The 15,580-nt window shown below is 65.3% G+C and carries 15 protein-coding genes and 1 riboswitch; of the genes, 8 read left to right on the plus strand and 7 right to left on the minus strand.

Annotated elements, in window-relative coordinates; all coding sequences use genetic code 11:
* Nucleotides 1-3: 3 nt before the first annotated feature.
* Both metW and QMZ05_RS01470 read right to left on the minus strand, forming a co-directional pair.
* Nucleotides 4-666, minus strand: a complete 663-nt coding sequence (gene metW, locus QMZ05_RS01465) for a methionine biosynthesis protein MetW (RefSeq protein ID WP_279709425.1) — start codon at nt 664-666, stop codon at nt 4-6.
* Nucleotides 663-1,868: a homoserine O-acetyltransferase gene (locus QMZ05_RS01470; RefSeq protein WP_353699147.1), complete on the minus strand. Its 1,206-nt coding sequence runs from the start codon at nt 1,866-1,868 to the stop codon at nt 663-665. Before QMZ05_RS01470 ends, metW begins: the two co-directional genes overlap by 4 nt.
* Nucleotides 1,869-1,951: 83 nt before the next feature.
* Nucleotides 1,952-2,031, minus strand: a riboswitch (SAM riboswitch).
* Nucleotides 2,032-2,217: 186 nt separating this feature from the next.
* Between QMZ05_RS01470 and QMZ05_RS01475 the strand changes: the two genes are divergently transcribed.
* The 3 genes from QMZ05_RS01475 to QMZ05_RS01485 are packed head-to-tail and all read left to right on the plus strand — an operon-like array spanning nt 2,218 to nt 5,176.
* Nucleotides 2,218-3,081, plus strand: coding sequence for a chorismate mutase (locus tag QMZ05_RS01475; protein WP_353699148.1), 864 nt, complete (start codon nt 2,218-2,220; stop codon nt 3,079-3,081).
* A 60-nt stretch (nt 3,082-3,141) separates the two neighbouring features.
* Complete coding sequence (gene hisC, locus QMZ05_RS01480; RefSeq protein ID WP_353699149.1) at nt 3,142-4,239, plus strand: histidinol-phosphate transaminase; 1,098 nt, start codon at nt 3,142-3,144, stop codon at nt 4,237-4,239.
* 4 nt (nt 4,240-4,243) lie between these two features.
* Nucleotides 4,244-5,176 (plus strand): prephenate/arogenate dehydrogenase family protein, encoded by a 933-nt coding sequence (locus QMZ05_RS01485; protein ID WP_353699150.1) that lies wholly within the window; start codon nt 4,244-4,246, stop codon nt 5,174-5,176.
* Nucleotides 5,177-5,706: 530 nt separating this feature from the next.
* Here QMZ05_RS01485 and QMZ05_RS01490 read toward each other — a convergent pair.
* The 3 genes from QMZ05_RS01490 to QMZ05_RS01500 all read right to left on the minus strand — a co-directional run bounded on the left by QMZ05_RS01490 (nt 5,707) and on the right by QMZ05_RS01500 (nt 9,076).
* Entirely contained in the window at nt 5,707-6,696 is a 990-nt protein-coding gene (locus QMZ05_RS01490; protein WP_353699151.1) for a tripartite tricarboxylate transporter substrate binding protein, read from the minus strand.
* Between the two features lie 82 nt (nt 6,697-6,778).
* Nucleotides 6,779-7,255, minus strand: a complete 477-nt coding sequence (locus QMZ05_RS01495) for a hypothetical protein (protein WP_353699152.1) — start codon at nt 7,253-7,255, stop codon at nt 6,779-6,781.
* A 252-nt stretch (nt 7,256-7,507) separates the two neighbouring features.
* A complete protein-coding gene (locus tag QMZ05_RS01500) occupies nt 7,508-9,076 on the minus strand; it encodes a hypothetical protein (protein WP_353699153.1) in 1,569 nt (522 codons plus the stop codon).
* Nucleotides 9,077-9,392: 316 nt separating this feature from the next.
* Between QMZ05_RS01500 and QMZ05_RS01505 the strand changes: the two genes are divergently transcribed.
* Nucleotides 9,393-9,710 (plus strand): antibiotic biosynthesis monooxygenase, encoded by a 318-nt coding sequence (locus QMZ05_RS01505; RefSeq protein ID WP_353699154.1) that lies wholly within the window; start codon nt 9,393-9,395, stop codon nt 9,708-9,710.
* A 205-nt stretch (nt 9,711-9,915) separates the two neighbouring features.
* Nucleotides 9,916-10,341, plus strand: coding sequence for a GFA family protein (locus tag QMZ05_RS01510; RefSeq protein WP_353699155.1), 426 nt, complete (start codon nt 9,916-9,918; stop codon nt 10,339-10,341).
* Nucleotides 10,342-10,350: 9 nt separating this feature from the next.
* Here QMZ05_RS01510 and QMZ05_RS01515 read toward each other — a convergent pair whose 3' ends face one another.
* Nucleotides 10,351-11,538, minus strand: coding sequence for a DUF2125 domain-containing protein (locus tag QMZ05_RS01515; RefSeq protein ID WP_353699156.1), 1,188 nt, complete (start codon nt 11,536-11,538; stop codon nt 10,351-10,353).
* Between the two features lie 143 nt (nt 11,539-11,681).
* Here QMZ05_RS01515 and QMZ05_RS01520 point away from each other — a divergent pair, with 143 nt between their 5' ends.
* Nucleotides 11,682-12,287 carry a gamma-glutamylcyclotransferase gene (locus tag QMZ05_RS01520; protein WP_353699157.1) on the plus strand — a complete coding sequence of 202 codons (606 nt, stop codon included), beginning with the start codon at nt 11,682-11,684 and terminating at the stop codon, nt 12,285-12,287.
* A gap of 85 nt (nt 12,288-12,372) precedes the next feature.
* Nucleotides 12,373-14,166, plus strand: coding sequence for a caspase family protein (locus QMZ05_RS01525; RefSeq protein WP_353699158.1), 1,794 nt, complete (start codon nt 12,373-12,375; stop codon nt 14,164-14,166).
* A 69-nt stretch (nt 14,167-14,235) separates the two neighbouring features.
* Here the strand turns inward: QMZ05_RS01525 and QMZ05_RS01530 are convergent, their stop codons facing one another.
* The gene (locus QMZ05_RS01530; protein WP_353699159.1) at nt 14,236-14,559 is read right to left on the minus strand and encodes a hypothetical protein; all 324 of its coding nucleotides are present in this window, start codon (nt 14,557-14,559) and stop codon (nt 14,236-14,238) included.
* 195 nt (nt 14,560-14,754) lie between these two features.
* Here QMZ05_RS01530 and QMZ05_RS01535 point away from each other — a divergent pair, with 195 nt between their 5' ends.
* Nucleotides 14,755-15,513, plus strand: a complete 759-nt coding sequence (locus tag QMZ05_RS01535; protein WP_353699160.1) for an ankyrin repeat domain-containing protein — start codon at nt 14,755-14,757, stop codon at nt 15,511-15,513.
* Nucleotides 15,514-15,580: the final 67 nt, after the last annotated feature.

Here is a 15,580-nt window from a genome sequence, read left to right on the forward strand (position 1 = left end):
ATCCTACTTCCCCGCGCCGCGGCTGAGCAGGAACACGCCCTGCTCGCCGAACATGTTCCACACCCACCACGGCAGATTGAGCGGTACCGGGCGGCCGTAGAGATCGAGCGCCACCGCGCGCTCCATCTTGACGTTGATCTGCTCGCAGAGCTCCACGAAGTCCTTGATGGTGCAGAAATGGATGTTGGAGGTGTCGTACCAGCTCGCCGGCAGATTCTCCGTCCGCGGCATGTGGCCGCCGATCAAAAGCTGCAGCCGCATCTTCCAGAACCCGAAATTCGGGAACGAGACGATGGCGCGCTGGCCGATCCGCAGCAGGTTCTCCAGCACCACCTTGGGCTGCCGCGTCGCCTGCAAGGTCTGCGACAGGATCACGTAGTCGAACGCATCGTCGGGATAGTTGACGAGGTCGGTGTCGGCATCGCCCTGCACCACCGCGAGGCCCTTGGCGACGCAGCCGTTGACGCCCTCGCGCGACAGCTCGATGCCGCGGCCGTCGATGCCGCGGCTCTCCAACAGCTGCAGCAATTCGCCGTCGCCGCAGCCGACGTCGAGCACGCGCGAGCCCGGCTGCACCATCTCGGCAACCAGGAGATGATCCCTGCGATAACCGCCGGTCCGCTCCGGCGCGACGCCCGGCAAGGGCAGTGTCTGCTGCATGCTCATGACTGGCCGTCTTCCTTCAGTCCGCGCGCCTTGCCTGCCGCCTGCAGGAAAGCGCGGGAGATTTCGAGGAATTCGGGCACATCGAGCAGGAAGGCGTCGTGCCCCCGATCGGTCTCGATCTCGGCGAACGACACCCGCGCACTCGATGCATTCAGCGCATGCACGAGCGCGCGCGATTCCGAGGTCGGGAACAGCCAGTCGCTGGTGAACGACACCACGCAGAACCGGGTCTTGATGCCGGTGAACGCCTTCGCCAGCACGCCGTTATGGTCCGCCGCGATGTCGAAATAGTCCATCGCGCGGGTCAGATACAGATAGCTGTTGGCATCGAACCGCTCGACAAAGGACGAGCCCTGGTAGCGCAGATAGCTCTCGACCTGGAAATCCGCATCGAACGAGAAGGTCGGCAGCTCGCGGTCCTGCATGCGGCGGCCGAACTTGCGATGCAGCGCGGCGTCCGAGAGATAGGTGATGTGCGCGGCCATCCGCGCCACCGCCAATCCGCGATGCGGATGGGTGTCCTCGTCGACATAGCGGCCGCCGCGCCAGTCCGGATCGGCCATCACGGCCTGCCGGCCGAGCTCGTGGAACGCGATGTTCTGCGCCGAGTGGCGCGTCGAGCAGGCGATCGCGAGTGTCGAGAACACGCGCTCGGGATAGGCCGCGGTCCATTGCAGCACCTGCATGCCGCCCATCGAACCGCCGACCACGCAAAACAGCGTCGTGATGCCGAGCCGGTCGATCAGCATCGCCTGCGCACGCACCATGTCGGGGATGGTGATGATCGGGAAATCGAGCCCCCACACCTTGCCGGTCGCGGGATTCAGCGACGCAGGGCCGGTCGAGCCCATGCAGCCGCCGATCACGTTGGAGCAGATGATGAAGTATTTGTCGGGATCGATCGGCTTGCCGGCGCCGACCATGGTGTCCCACCAGCCCGGCTTGCCGGTGACGGGATGGGTGTTGTTGACGTGCTGATCGCCGGTCAGCGCGTGGCAGATCAGGATCGCGTTGGACCTGTCGGCATTGAGCTGGCCATAGGTCTGATAGGCGATCTGGAACGGCGCGAGATCGACGCCGCAATCCAGCTTGAGCGGCTGGTCCATGCCGAACTTCGCCAGCGATGACGACGGATGATCGGCCTCATGGGCGCGATCATCGCTCTGGGTTTGCGGGCTCGGTATCGGACGCACGTTGCTCATCTAGGCGACCCTGCCTCCGCGCGGGAGGGCTCGAACAGAAATCAGGCCATAAAAAACCCGGCCTGAACAAGGTTCGGCCGGGAGCTGATCTGTCCCCGGCCTGTTTAGCGAGTTGTTTAACGTGGCTGCAAGCCGGCCGGCTCAAATGACCACGGAGTGCAGCGAACCTAGTCCTCAGGCCCCCCGCCGTCAAGGCGGCCAGCGAAGCTCCCCCTGCCGGGCACCCATGGTTAACCGAATGCGCAAGGCACGCCTGCGACGTTTCTCTTTGCTTTCGCTGCCCGTCTTTCCTAATCAGGGACCCTGTCCGGCACGGCATCGGGCCGCCCGGACGACAAGGTTTGAGAGCATGTCCAACCCACCCCCGTCGCCGCCTTCGCTGCAGGAGCTGCGCAAGGAGATCGATGCGATCGACGAGCAGGTGCACCGCCTGCTGATGGCGCGCGGCGACATCATCGACCGCTTGATCCAGGTCAAGAAGACCCAGGAGGTCGGCTCGGCGTTCCGCCCGGCGCGCGAGGCCAGCATGATGCGCGAGCTGGTGCAGCGCCATCGCGGCATCCTCCCGCTCGACACCATCGAGGGCATCTGGCGCGTCATCATCTCGACCTTCACCTATGTGCAGGCGCCATTCGCCGTACATGCTGACGTCTCGGTCGGCGAGTCCGCGATGCGCGACTCGGCGCGGTTTCACTTCGGCTTCGTGGTGCCCTACGTGTCGCATTTCAGCGCCCAGGCCGCAGTCGAGGCGGTGGCTAAATCGAGGGGCGACCTCGCGCTGGTCTCCGCGATCGCGAGCCGCACGCCGTGGTGGAATGCGCTGGAGGCCGATGGCGCGCCGAAGATCATCGCGCGGCTGCCGTTCCTCGAGCGCGCCGACCATCCCGCCGCGCTGCCGGTGTTCCTGATCTCGCGGGTCGCTGACGACGCCATGGTGACGGAGGTGCAGACCTGGAGCGTGCGCGTCTCCGGCTGGAACGCCGATGTCGCCCGCGCGCTGGCGCCGCTCGCCGAGATCGTCGCGGTCCCCGACACCGCCTTCGACGGGGCAGCCCTGCTGGTCTCGGTCACCGGGCAAGACCTTGAGAGCAAGGGTTTCGAGAAGATCAAGCTCGCCTTGATCAAGGCCGGCGCCTCGGTGCGCTCTTCGGCCCTCGTCGGCAGCCACGCAACGCGCTATACGGTGCCCTCTAACGGATCGGCCAGGACCTGAAGCAAGACCTGAAGCAGGACCTGAAGTCAGAACTGGCCGTCCGTATATCCGGAGTAGATGATGTCCCGCCCCGTGCCGAACCCCGGCATCCTCGATATTGCGCCCTACACGCCCGGCAAGAGCCCGGTGCCGGAACCGGGCCGCAAGGTGTTCAAGCTGTCCGCCAACGAGACGCCGTTCGGGCCGTCGCCGAAGGCGATCGCGGCCTACAAGGCCGCCGCTGACCATCTCGAGGACTATCCGGAGGGCACCTCGCGCGTGCTGCGCGAGGCGATCGGCCGCGCCTATGGGCTCGATCCCGACCGCATCATCTGCGGCGCCGGCTCCGACGAGATCCTCAATCTCTTGGCGCACACCTATCTCGCGCCCGGCGACGAGGCGATCTCGACCACCCACGGCTTCCTGGTCTATCCGATCGCCACCATGGCGAACGGCGCGAAGAACGTGATCGCGGCCGAGAGCAATTTCACCGCCGATGTCGACGCCATCCTCAAGGTGGTGACGCCGCGCACAAAACTGGTCTGGCTCGCCAACCCGAACAATCCGACCGGCACCTATATCCCGTTCGACGAGGTCAAGCGCCTGCGCGCCGCCCTGCCTTCGCATGTGCTGCTGGTGCTCGACGCGGCTTACGCCGACTATGTCTCGCGCAACGATTACGAGCTCGGCATCGAGCTGGTCGCGACCACCGACAACACCGTGGTGACGCACACCTTCTCCAAGATCCACGGCCTGGCGGCGCTGCGCGTCGGCTGGATGTTCGGCCCGGCGCATATCGTCGATGCCTGCAACCGCATCCGCGGTCCGTTCAACGTCACGACGCCGGCGATGCTCGCCGCAGTGGCGGCGATCGAGGATAGCGGGCATGTGCAGATGTCGCGGACCCACACCGAACAGTGGCGCAACTGGCTGACCGAGGAGATCGGCAAGCTCGGGCTGAAGGTGACGCCGAGCGTCGCCAACTTCGTGCTGATCCACTTCCCGACCGACAAGGGCAGGACCGCGGCGGAAGCCGACGCCTATCTCACGCGGCGCGGCCTCGTGCTGCGCGCGCTCAACAATTACAAGCTGCCGCATGCGCTGCGCATGACCATTGGCACCGAGGAAGCCAACCGCCTCGTGGTCGAGGGGCTGCGCGACTTCCTGGCCGGAAAGTGACATCGTGACCACGGCTCCGCTCTTCAACCGCATCGCACTGATCGGCTTCGGCCTGATCGGCGGCTCGATCGCGCGCGGCGCGCGCGCACAGGGCCTCGTCGGCGAGATCGTGACCACCGCGCGCTCGGAGAAGTCCCGGGCGCGCGTTGCCGAGCTCGGTATCGTCGATCGCGTCGTCGAGACCAATGCCGAAGCGGTCAGGGATGCCGATCTCGTCATCCTCTGCATTCCCGTCGGCGCCTGCGGCCCGGTTGCGGCCGAGATCGCGCCGCATCTGAAGCCCGGCGCCGTTATCTCCGACGTCGGCTCGGTGAAGGGCGCCGTCGTCAAGGACATGGCGCCGCATCTGCCTGATGGCGTGCATTTCGTTCCTGCGCATCCCGTCGCCGGCACCGAGAACTCCGGTCCGGACTCCGGCTTCGCCGAATTGTTCATCAACCGCTGGTGCATCCTGACGCCGCCCGAAGGCACCGACCCCGCCGCGACCGACCGGCTGCGCGCGTTCTGGGCCGCGCTCGGCGCCAAGGTCGAGATCATGACGCCGGATCATCATGACCTCGTGCTCGCGATCACCAGCCATCTGCCGCATCTGATCGCCTACACCATCGTCGGCACCGCCGACGAGCTGGCGCAGGTGACGGAATCCGAGGTGATCAAGTTCTCCGCCGGCGGCTTCCGCGACTTCACCCGCATCGCGGCCTCCGATCCGACGATGTGGCGCGACGTGTTCCTCGCCAACAAGGACGCCGTGCTCGAGATGCTCGGCACCTTCACCGAGGATCTGTCGAAGCTGACCCGTGCGATCCGGCGCGGCGACGGCGAAGCGCTGTTCGACCACTTCACCCGCACCCGCGCCATCCGCCGCGGCATCGTCGAGATCGGCCAGGACTCCGCCGCGCCCGACTTCGGCCGCCCGCACGCGAATTTGAAGAAGTAGGCGGGTAGAGGCCGATCCTCGCTTACCCTCCCCTGGAGGGGGAGGGTCGGATCGCGTTGAGCGGCGAAACGCGATCCGGGGTGGTGTGACGGTCTCTCCACAGCCAACAGTGCCCGTGTTGAGAGATCACCCCACCTCGGTCCGCATTGCGCTCCGCTCCATGCGCACCGATCCTCCCCCTCCAGGGGAGGATGCGCCGAATTTGCGGCGGGGTCTCGCAAACAACCAAGCTTTCAGTGTCATCACCCGCGAAAGCGGGTGATCCAGTATTCCAGAGACAGTCGTTATTGAACCGATGGGCCACGGCATGCTGGATCGCCCGGTCGAGCCGGGCGATGACAGCGGAATGAGTGCACAACTCCTCCCGCGCGTCGTCCCTGCGAAAGCAGAGACCCATACTCCGCGGCCGATGTGTTGGAAGGGACTCGTCGTACCAGCATCGTTCAACGATAACCATTCGTGGTTATGGGTCCCTGCTTTCGCAGGGACAACGGTGAGGATAGTTCTCCCGGACTGACAAGAAGAGATGCCTACGCCGGCGGCAGGCCGAGCGACTGGGCGGCTTCCATCCAGACGGGTAATTCGCGCTGATAGAGCGCATTGCTGTCCCTGAAGCCGATCGCGGGCTCCAGCACGAAGGTCCCGAGCACCTCCTTCACCTTGGGATCGTTGTTGGCGGCGACGCAGAGTTCGGACAGCCGGTCGACGATCGGCTGCGGCGTCGCCTTCGGCAGCGCCCAGCCCGAGAAACCGCTCACGGTGAAGAATTTCGATGTCGCGCCCTGTTCGGGCAGGGTCGCAATCCCGGGGATCGCATCGACCTTCTTGGAGTGCACGCCGAATACGACGCCGCGGTTGCTCTGCAGGACGGTTTGTGCCGCGGTGTAGCTGCCCATCGCGACGTCGAGCGTGCCTTCGGCAAGCCCGGTCCACATCGGTGCTTCGCCGCGATAGTGGATCGGCTCGATATTGAGACCGTACTGCTTGTTGAGTTCGTTGATCGTCATGTGCGGGGCGGAGCCGGCGCTGTAGGTGCCGAAGTTCACCTTGCCGCTGCTGCGCGCGTGGGCGACGAATTCCGCCAGCGTCTTGACGCCGAGTTTCGGGCTCGCGACCAGCAGCAGCCCGGCGCCCGGAATGACGCTGACCAGCGTCAGATCCTTGTCCATGTCGTAGCCGGGATTCTTCATCATCGCCCGGTTCATCACATAGGTGGTCGAGATCGAGCACAGGATGGTGTGGCCATCGGGCGTGGCGCGCGCGACCTCGGCGGCGCCGATCGAGCCGGAGGCACCGGCTTTGTTCTCGATGACGACGGTTTGCCCGACCTGCCTTGCGATAAATTCGCCGAAGGCGCGCGCCAAAAGGTCGGTCTGCCCGCCGGCCGGGTAGCTGCAGATCATGCGGATTTGCCGCGACGGCCAGGCGGCCTGCGCCGAGGCGCCGCGCGACAGCAGCGGCATTGCGGCGGCGGCAGCTCCGGCAGCGATGACGTGACGGCGGCTGAATGTCGCTGGCATTTTGGTCGCTCCCCGATTTTTCAGCGAGGGTACCGCATCGGTCGGTCTCAGCTACGGGACAGATTGGCGCAGCGGGACGCGCTCACCGCCGCAACCGTTGATCCCTGATCGGCCCCGCCGATATCGGCGCCACCTTCTGTGTCAGCCGCTGGCGGCCGACGAGGCCGGCCGTCGCCAGCATGAGGACGCCGCCGAACCACCAGGAACCGATCACGAACTCCCAGGTCCGCGGCGGAATCTCGTCGAAGATGATGCCGTAGACCGACACCAGCGCAGCCAGCGCGGCGAGGAAGATGCCGCCCGCGCTCATGAGCTCGACCGCATCGATGCGCCCCGTCGCGCGCAAGGCGGGCCTCGGAATATCGATGCCGAGATAGAAGCCGGCGGCCCCGATCACGATCGCTGTCACGATGAAAGCAAGCGTGCCGAAGAAAACGACATGGCCCTTCGCCAGCTGGGCGGCGACGAAGGTGCCGGCCATGGCACCGGCCATCGCCAGCCCGGTTCGCTGCAACACATGCGCGGCGCGGCTGACCATCATCAATTCGCGGGCGATCATGGCTCTCTCCTTCGGCCTGGACATGATCCTCATCTGCGATGCTCCTTTCCCTCGAGCTCGAGCGACGGGCTCCCCTTCACCTCGCCCCGCGTGCGGGGAGAGGTCGGAATGCATCGTTAGATGCATTCCGGGTGAGGGGGAGTCTCCACAAACACAGCTAACACCAATTATGCGGAGACCGCCCCTCACCCCAACCCTCTCCCCGCAAGAGCGGGGCGAGGGAGCGCAGCGCATTCGTGGTCGCTATCCGCCCTAGAACGGGTAGTAGCGGATCTGCGACATGATGATGTGGTCGTCGGTCCTCGGCGCGCCGCCGACACCTGCGAAGGCGAAGCGCTGGTTGTAGGAGTACTGGACGCCGGCCTTGATCGCCCCGTAGTCACCCTTGAAGATGGTGTCGTAGAAGCCGGCGGTATATTGCCTGACCTCCGAGGTATTGCCGTTGCAGGTCGCGGCCGGCGAGTTCTCGACGTTGCAGCCGAGATTGTTGTACAGCGGATTGCCGTAGCCGAACGGCACCGTGCCGACATTGGAGAACGTTGCCTTGGTCTTCTCGAGGCCGGCATAGGCGTAGAGATCGAGCGACGGCGTCGTGTGCCAGACCGTGCCGAGCAGGAACGCCGTGATCGGCAGCGGCTGGATCGTGCCGTCCTGGCGCACCGTCGCATCCGGAAATGGCGCAGCAGTAAAGCGGCCGAGCGCGCCGTGCGACGCGGAGCCCTGCAGCTCGAGCAGCTTCGGCACGATCTCCGCCGAGAAATGCCCGCCGAAGCTCACCGTGTTGACGTCGTGATTGGCGAAGTTGAAGCGATCGTAGAAGTCGCGATACTGCGCCCAGCCCTCGACATGCAGCTTGTAGGGCCCGAGCCGCGGATCCCAGGCGCCCTTCACGGTGAAATCAGGCACATGATTGAGGCTGACATTGTTGGCGTTGTTGAAGAAGCTGCCGCCCGGACCGGTGAGGTTGACCAAGAGGTTCGGATTGAGCACGCCCTGCGGCCCGACCGCGGGCGTGCCGACCAGCGGCGTGTTGCCGCCGAAGAACGAGGTCTGCGGATTTTCCGCCGAGACCGCGAGCTTGAATTCAGGCCCGATGTCCTGCCAGACCCGGATGCCGGGCTGCCGCGCTGCGAGGAAGCCGGGTACCGATTCGAAATCGATCACGCCGGGCGCATCGACCGAACGCGGATCGATGCCGGCCTTGCTCGGCGCATTCAGCGACCAGCTCTGGCCGGCAAGGACATGCAGGCCGAGATCGGTGCGATCGACCTCGACGCTGGCCTGCCGCAGCCGCGGGTTGAAGGAGTTGGTGGCAACCGAGTTCGCGGTCTGCGCCGCGCCTTCGAAATCCATTTCGCCGTAGCCGGCGACACGGGTGTTGGCGAACACCTCGGCTTCCGCAAGCACCGAGAAGCGGGTCTGCCGCGCCGAGAAGCGCGACTCGCCGGTGTTGAAGTTCTTGCTCTGCGGGAACGGGATGAAGGCGTAGACCGAACCGGTGTCGGAGGCGAGATTGCGGGTGCGATAGATGCCGGTGAGATCGACCCAGCCGCCGAAGGTGAATGTAACGCCCTTGTAGCAGAGCTTGCCCGATGCACAGGGATCGAACGGCACCGGCGCCTTCGCCGCCATCCTCGTGTTTTGCATTGCGCTCTGCCTTGCCGCCAACGCCTCCTCCTTGCGCGCCTGCACCTCCATTTTCTGTTCGAGCTGCTTGAGGCGTGCCTTCAACGCCTTCAGCTCCGACGCATCGTCATCCGCCAACGCTGGACCTGCCGACAACAGCATGCTGCCGAGCAGAATTCCCCCGAGAATTCGCATCGCTTCCTCCACACGAGGTTGTTTCCTCAGGCGAGAGAGAGCGGTACTCGGGGAATGATATTCGCGGCGCCCCGCAAGATTGCGGTCACGTTTTTCTCATCGCGGCCGCGGGAATAGATTGCCGTGATGGACGATATCGCGCGCGAGGGAATAAGGTGTGCGCGCGGCGCACAAGGCGGATTCTGCGCAGCACAATCCGCTTCTCATCCCGCTGCGAACGACGGCGAACGTGTAACAACAGCGGCCGCGAGATCGAATTGTCGTTCGGCACCTGTTTCAGGCTGCCATGGATATTCGATGGACGAAGGACAGAAGCATGATCGGTGAAGTCATTGTGATTGGCGACCTGAAGCTGCGAGCGAACGCCTCGCTCGACGAATACAACCGGCTCGGCGAACGCATGTACGAGATTGTCAGCCGCCTTCCGGGATTCGTCTCGGTCAAATCGTTCAAGGCAGAAGATGGCGAAGAGCTCACGCTGTTTCGCTTCGCCTCGGAAGAGGCGCTCGAAGCCTGGCGCTCTCATCCAGAGCACGTCGAGACCATGAAGCGCGGACATGCCGAATTCTACGCCAGCGGATTCCTGCAAATCTGCAAGGTGATCCGCGAGGTCGGCCCGTTCGAGCATTCGTGAGCGCCCGGCAGCAACGCGCAACCACGCAGGGCAATTCACACAGCACCATGAAGGTGACTTCGCGCCTTCGCGTGAGTTTTTCTAACGCCATGTGCGAGTTTTTGCGGGATTGTCCGGCTCGGAGTTTAGGGATACGTCCGTACCGAGATCAGTCTCAGTCAGCAAATGACCTTTGCAGAGGTCACGAACCGGAGACACGACCGACATGGTGCACGACACGAACGTTCGGGCTGGCCAGTGCCATTGCGGTACGGTGCGTTTCGAGGTGGCGCTCAGCGACGGCTTCAACTCGATCCGCCGCTGCACCTGCTCCTACTGCCGCATGCGCGGCGCCGTCGTTGCCATGGCCGAAATGGGCGGGATCAAATTCCTGCAGGGCGAGGACGCGCTGACAAGCTACCGCTTCCATACCGGAACGGCGCAGCACTTCTTCTGCTCCCGCTGCGGGATCTACACCCATCATCAGCGGCGCTCCGACCAGAACCTCTATGCCGTCAACGTCGCTTGCCTCGACGGGGTCAGCCCGTTCGATTTCCCTGACGTGCCCGTCATGGATGGCGTCAATCACACCAACGACACCGGCAAGCCAACGCGTCGCGCCGGCACGCTCCGATTCATCCCGGCGGACTGAGCGCGCTGCTCAAAACAGCGGCGGAATCTGCGCGACCTTCAGCGGGCCCAGAAACACTGCGCCGTCGGCGAAGCGGAGCGGGAAGCTGCGCGCCTTCTTGCCTTCGAGCGTGGCCTCGGTGCCGAGCGAATTGATTCCGGCCGAGATGCCGGCATTGGCGTTCTGCTTGATCACCTTGCCGAGACCGGGGATCGCGCGGTCCAGCGCGCCGAACAGATTGCTGAGGTCCTGGCTCTTCACGCCCGGCGCGACGCGATCGAGCGTCGACTGCGGTACGCCCTCCTCCAGCATCTTGTCGATGCCGAGCGCGGGGATGACGCGCTCGAGGCCGGCGACCGTCATCTGCAGCTCGCCCTCGATGCGGCCTTGCGCGTTGAGGCGCAGCGTGCCGGCGGCGACCGACAGCACATCGCCCTGCTCGATCCGCGACTGTTGGATCTCGACGCTGCCGCCGGCGGCCTGGATCTCTCGGAAACGATCAGGCCACGGCTTCGGCGAGAAATCCTTCAACCCGTTCAGCCGTGCATGGATGTCGGCGTTGAACGGCTGGGTGAGCAGCGGATGCACTTCCTGCAAGGTGCCGCCATTGATCTGCAGCACGGTCTCGATCGCGGGGCTGTCCGGCGCCGAGCCCTCGACCTGCCTTCCGTGCAACTCGATGTGATTGACGCGCATCAGCGGCGTCGGCGCGGGACCGCCGGTGCGGTCGATGGCGAGATCGTCGAAGTCGAGCGAGGCGCGCTGCGGCACCGCCGGCAGGCCGACCACGCTGGCGCGTCCGAGGCGCCAGTCGACCGACAGCGTCGGCTGCGCGTTGCGTTCGGCGATCGTGGCCGGGCCCTTGAACTCCGCGATCACGAGCTTGGGATCATAGATCTGCGCCACGACCAGGATCTCGGCCAGCCGCGCCACGAACGACATCTGCGGCGAGGCGGTCTGCGACACCAGCATCACGCTGGGCTGCTCGCAGCGGATCTCGAGCCGGAACGGGTAACCCGCCACCGAACGCTTGTCGCAATCATAGACCCGGCCGGCCTTCGCCTCCTGCGCGCGCCAGGCATCGGCCTGCACGCCGACCTGCGAGGCGGCGAAGAACCAGAATCCGCTCCACAGCACCGCGGCGATCAGGACCGCGACGGGGACGGCATAGAGGCCGAAGCGCGAGCGGCGGCGGGGGGCGGAGGTCAAATCGGACATGCGGCGTCCTTTGGAGCGCGAATTTGTCAAAATCTAAGCGGCTGCACGGCTTGAACAACCCTTGACCAAGCCCTGAGCAACCCTTGGAAACATCACGGAATCTGCTTCGCTTGGGCGGCCCGTTCTGCTAGCCCATCAGCGCGATGTCAGCAAATCCCCCCCATTCCGAAACCGACGGCGACCTCTGGGTGTTCGGCTACGGCTCGCTGATGTGGAAGCCGGGCTTCGAGTTCCTGGAGCAGGTGCCGGCGCGGCTGATCGGCGAGCATCGCGCGCTCTGCGTCTATTCGTTCGACCACCGCGGCACGCCGGAGAAGCCGGGCCTGGTGCTCGGGCTCGACCGCGGCGGCGCCTGCCGCGGCATCGCGTTCCGCGTCGCCGCCCGGCTGCGCCACGACACCATCGGCTATTTGCGGGCGCGCGAGCAGACCACCAATGTCTATCGCGAGGTGATGCGCTCGGTATGGCTGGAGAATGCGGCGCGCGATCGCGTCTCTGCGCTGGCCTATGTCGTCGATCGCGGCCATGTGCAATATGCCGGGCGGCTGTCGCTAATCGAGCAGCTGCGCCTGGTGCAGCAGGGCCATGGCCGCTCCGGCAACAACCGCGACTATGTGCTCTCGACCGTCGCCTCGATCGAGAAGCAGGGTTTTCGCGACACCCAACTGCACCAGCTCGCGACCATGCTGCATGATTCCGGCCCGCTGCATCGGGACGCGCGTGCGGCTGACGGGCTCGATCCGGCCTGAGCGCGGAACCTCGCGCGCGAATTTTTGCCACGGCGCGAACAACATTGTGGTCTCAATTTCCGGTCGCTGGAATGGAATGACCGGAATGCGCCCCTCATTGCTCAAGCTCGCCGCGCTCGGCCTGCTGTTGCTGCTGAATGCCCCATCCTATGCCGGACTGAGAGAGGATGGCGCGGCCTGCGATGCCCGGGATCCGCATCCGGAGCTTGCGATCCCCGCCTGCACCCGCCTGATCGCGGCCAATCCGAGGGGACGCGACCTTTCGATCACTTATTACAACCGCGCGCTGGCCTGGCATAACAAGGGCGATCTGGAGAAAGCCAAGGCGGACTACGATCAGTCGATCGCGATCAATCCGTCGTTTGCGCCGTCCTATGGCCAGCGGGCCAAGGTCTTCCTGCAGAACCAGGACTACGACCGCGCGCTGAGCGATTTCGATCGGGCGATCCAGCTGAAGCCCGCCGGTCCGTTCAGCGCCGGCTGGTTCAACAATCGCGCCGAGCTGTTCGTTACCACCGGGGACTATGATCGCGCGCTGGCCGATTACGGCAAGTCGATCGAGCTCGATCCCAACTCGTGGTACGCCTATGTCAATCGCGCGCTGGTCTATGATTTCAGCGGCAAGGACCGGCTCGCCGCGCTGCATTGCCAGGACGCGATCAAGCTCGCGCCTCGCGCAGCCGGCCCGTATTATTGCCGCGCCGTGGTCGAGATCAGCGCCGGCGATCTCGACAATGCCGCGCGGGATGTCGAGCGCGCGATCGGCATCCAGGATGGGCAACCCGAGTTCTACTCGCTGCGCGGCCTGACGCTGGCGAGCAAAGGCCAGCTCGATCAGGCCTTGCGCGACTACGACCACGCGACGCAACTCAATGCCCAGGGCGCGCTGAACTACGCACGGCGCGGTCTCGCCGACGAGGAGAAGGGCGATATCGAGAATGCCCGCGCCGACTTCCGCCACGCGCTCGACGTCATCGGCCTCGACCAGCTCGACCGCACGCAGGGCCAGCGCGTCGCCAGGGAAGGACTGCAACGACTGGATAAGGTCGCCACCATGGACAAGAGCGTCGGCACGGATCACGCCGCGGCGAAACCTGCTCCCGCGGTCACCGCGGCCGTTCCGGTCGAGCCGATCGGCACGGGCTCGAAGGCGGCGACCGAAAAGCGCGTCGCCCTCGTCGTCGGCAACTCGAAATATCGCTCCGTGCCGGTGCTGCCGAACCCCGGCCAGGACGCCGCTGCGATTGCCGATACGCTGCGCGCCGTGGGTTTTCAGGATGTCCGCCTCGTCACCGACGCCACGCGGGACAGCCTGGTCGAGGCGCTCAAGTCATTCGCCAGCGCGGCCGACGGCGCCGACTGGGCGGTGATCTACTATGCCGGGCACGGCATGGAGATGGCGGGCGAGAACTATCTGGTGCCGGTCGATGCGAAACTTGCGACCGACCGCGACGTGCCGTACGAGGCCGTCGCGCTGACCCAGGTGATGGGCGCCACCGAGGGTGCGCGCAAGCTGCACCTCGTCATTCTCGATGCCTGCCGCGACAATCCGTTCGCCAACCAGATCAAGCGCACCGTCGCGTCGCGTTCGATCGGCAGGGGCTTGGCCCAGGTCGAACCCGACAGCGGCACGCTGGTCGTCTACGCCGCCAAGCACGGCCAGGTCGCGCTCGACGGCGACGGCGGTCACAGCCCGTTCGTGACCGCCCTGATCAAGCGCATGCAGACGCCCCGGATCGAGATCCGCAAGCTGTTCGACCTCGTGCGCGACGACGTGATGGCCGCGACCGACCGGCGGCAGCAGCCGTTCAGCTATGGCTCGGTGCCGGGAAGCGAAGATTTCTACTTCGTCGGCGCGAGCCAGAACGCGGCGAAATAGACTGGATGCGGGAGTAAGCGCACGAGATTGCCACTTATGCGGCATGATGACGGACGCGCAGCGATGCGTCTACTTGCCTTTCGTTCGCTTGCCCAAGCGCCGTTTGACGACTTCGCCCAGCGGACTATCGGGCGATTTGCGGAATGCTTTGAGCTTCTTCATTCGGCCTTTGCGCAGAGCATCCGAATGCGCCTCATCGGCTATCTCGTCCACGACGTTTCCCCGAGCAGCGATGAGGGACTGTCGCACAGAACGACGCTCGTCCTGATGCGAGAGTTGCTTGCTGCGCGGAATGTTCTTTCGGCTACTCTTTTGATTTTCGCCATATGTATTGCGCCGGTCGTGCTCGTAGCTCAACCGCTTCTTCTCCTGGGGATTTTTCGTCTTGCTCACAGATGAGTCTCCGGGCTCTCTTGGGAACGACACCCTTGCGGAGGCAGCAACCGCGCCTACCTCTCAACTATCACCTTTCGGGGTCTCCGTCGCTCTTCCCAACCACACCAGCGCCCCCCCGGTGTCCGTGGGCGCGAATAACATCCGCCATACAGTTACGGCATCATCGATCCCAAGTGCGATAGGAGGCCAGCGATGACCACCGGGATGCCCAGATTGCGCAGCGACGACCCGCTAGCCGTCGAGCTGACGGCAGCCGTCAAGGCCGGTGAGGCCGAGCGCCTCCGCACGCTGCTCGCGTCCCACCCCGAACTTGCGACCTGCGTGGTCGTGGATGCGAAGGGCGGCGGCCGGAGCCCGCTGCACCTGCTTGCCGATTGGCCGGGTCACAATCCGAATGCGGCAGCGATCGTGCAGATCCTCGCCGCATCCGGCGCCGATCTTGATACGCCGGCGGACGCAATGTGGCATCGCGAAACGCCGCTGCACTGGGCCGCCAGCAGCGACGATGTAGCGCTGATCGACGCGCTGCTCGATGCCGGCGCCGACATCGAGCATGAGGGCTCATCGATCGATGGCGGCCCGCCATTGTCGTGCGCCGTCGGCTACGGCCAATGGGCGGCGGCACGGCGGCTGGTCGAGCGCGGCGCGCGGACGGAGCTGTGGCAGGAGGCGGCGCTGGGCATGATGCCGGAGATTGTCCGTCGGCTCGAGACCGCGACCGTCCCGGCCGAGGAGGTTTCAGGACCGTTCTGGAACGCCTGCCGCGGCGGGCAACTCGCTACGGCAAAATATCTGCTCGAGCGCGGAGCCGACCTCAACTGGCCCGCTCCCTGGTCCGGGCAAACACCGCTCGACATCGCAGAGCAAGCGGAACATCGCGAGGTCGCGGCCTGGCTTCTTGAACGTGGCGCGACCCGCGCAAAGCAGGGCTCCGGACCGGACCCGAGCTGAAACGGCTCGGACAGATCGCGCCGCAAATCCGATCGTGGCCTGGCCGCACCCCGGCAAATCGCGGCGG

The sequence above is a fragment of the Bradyrhizobium sp. INPA03-11B genome (assembly GCF_040446015.1).
Taxonomy (GTDB): domain Bacteria; phylum Pseudomonadota; class Alphaproteobacteria; order Rhizobiales; family Xanthobacteraceae; genus Bradyrhizobium; species Bradyrhizobium macuxiense_A.

What these genes read in the sequence shown, in the direction of transcription:
- QMZ05_RS01500 (WP_353699153.1), bottom strand. Translation starts at nt 9,076, where the DNA reads ATGCGAATTCTCGGGGGAATTCTGCTCGGCAGCATGCTGTTGTCGGCA.
- QMZ05_RS01535 (WP_353699160.1), top strand. Translation starts at nt 14,755, where the DNA reads ATGACCACCGGGATGCCCAGATTGCGCAGCGACGACCCGCTAGCCGTC.
- QMZ05_RS01515 (WP_353699156.1), bottom strand. Translation starts at nt 11,538, where the DNA reads ATGTCCGATTTGACCTCCGCCCCCCGCCGCCGCTCGCGCTTCGGCCTC.
- hisC (WP_353699149.1), top strand. Translation starts at nt 3,142, where the DNA reads ATGTCCCGCCCCGTGCCGAACCCCGGCATCCTCGATATTGCGCCCTAC.
- QMZ05_RS01525 (WP_353699158.1), top strand. Translation starts at nt 12,373, where the DNA reads ATGCGCCCCTCATTGCTCAAGCTCGCCGCGCTCGGCCTGCTGTTGCTG.
- metW (WP_279709425.1), bottom strand. Translation starts at nt 666, where the DNA reads ATGAGCATGCAGCAGACACTGCCCTTGCCGGGCGTCGCGCCGGAGCGG.
- QMZ05_RS01475 (WP_353699148.1), top strand. Translation starts at nt 2,218, where the DNA reads ATGTCCAACCCACCCCCGTCGCCGCCTTCGCTGCAGGAGCTGCGCAAG.
- QMZ05_RS01520 (WP_353699157.1), top strand. Translation starts at nt 11,682, where the DNA reads ATGTCAGCAAATCCCCCCCATTCCGAAACCGACGGCGACCTCTGGGTG.
- QMZ05_RS01470 (WP_353699147.1), bottom strand. Translation starts at nt 1,868, where the DNA reads ATGAGCAACGTGCGTCCGATACCGAGCCCGCAAACCCAGAGCGATGAT.
- QMZ05_RS01505 (WP_353699154.1), top strand. Translation starts at nt 9,393, where the DNA reads ATGATCGGTGAAGTCATTGTGATTGGCGACCTGAAGCTGCGAGCGAAC.
- QMZ05_RS01510 (WP_353699155.1), top strand. Translation starts at nt 9,916, where the DNA reads ATGGTGCACGACACGAACGTTCGGGCTGGCCAGTGCCATTGCGGTACG.
- QMZ05_RS01495 (WP_353699152.1), bottom strand. Translation starts at nt 7,255, where the DNA reads ATGATCGCCCGCGAATTGATGATGGTCAGCCGCGCCGCGCATGTGTTG.
- QMZ05_RS01490 (WP_353699151.1), bottom strand. Translation starts at nt 6,696, where the DNA reads ATGCCAGCGACATTCAGCCGCCGTCACGTCATCGCTGCCGGAGCTGCC.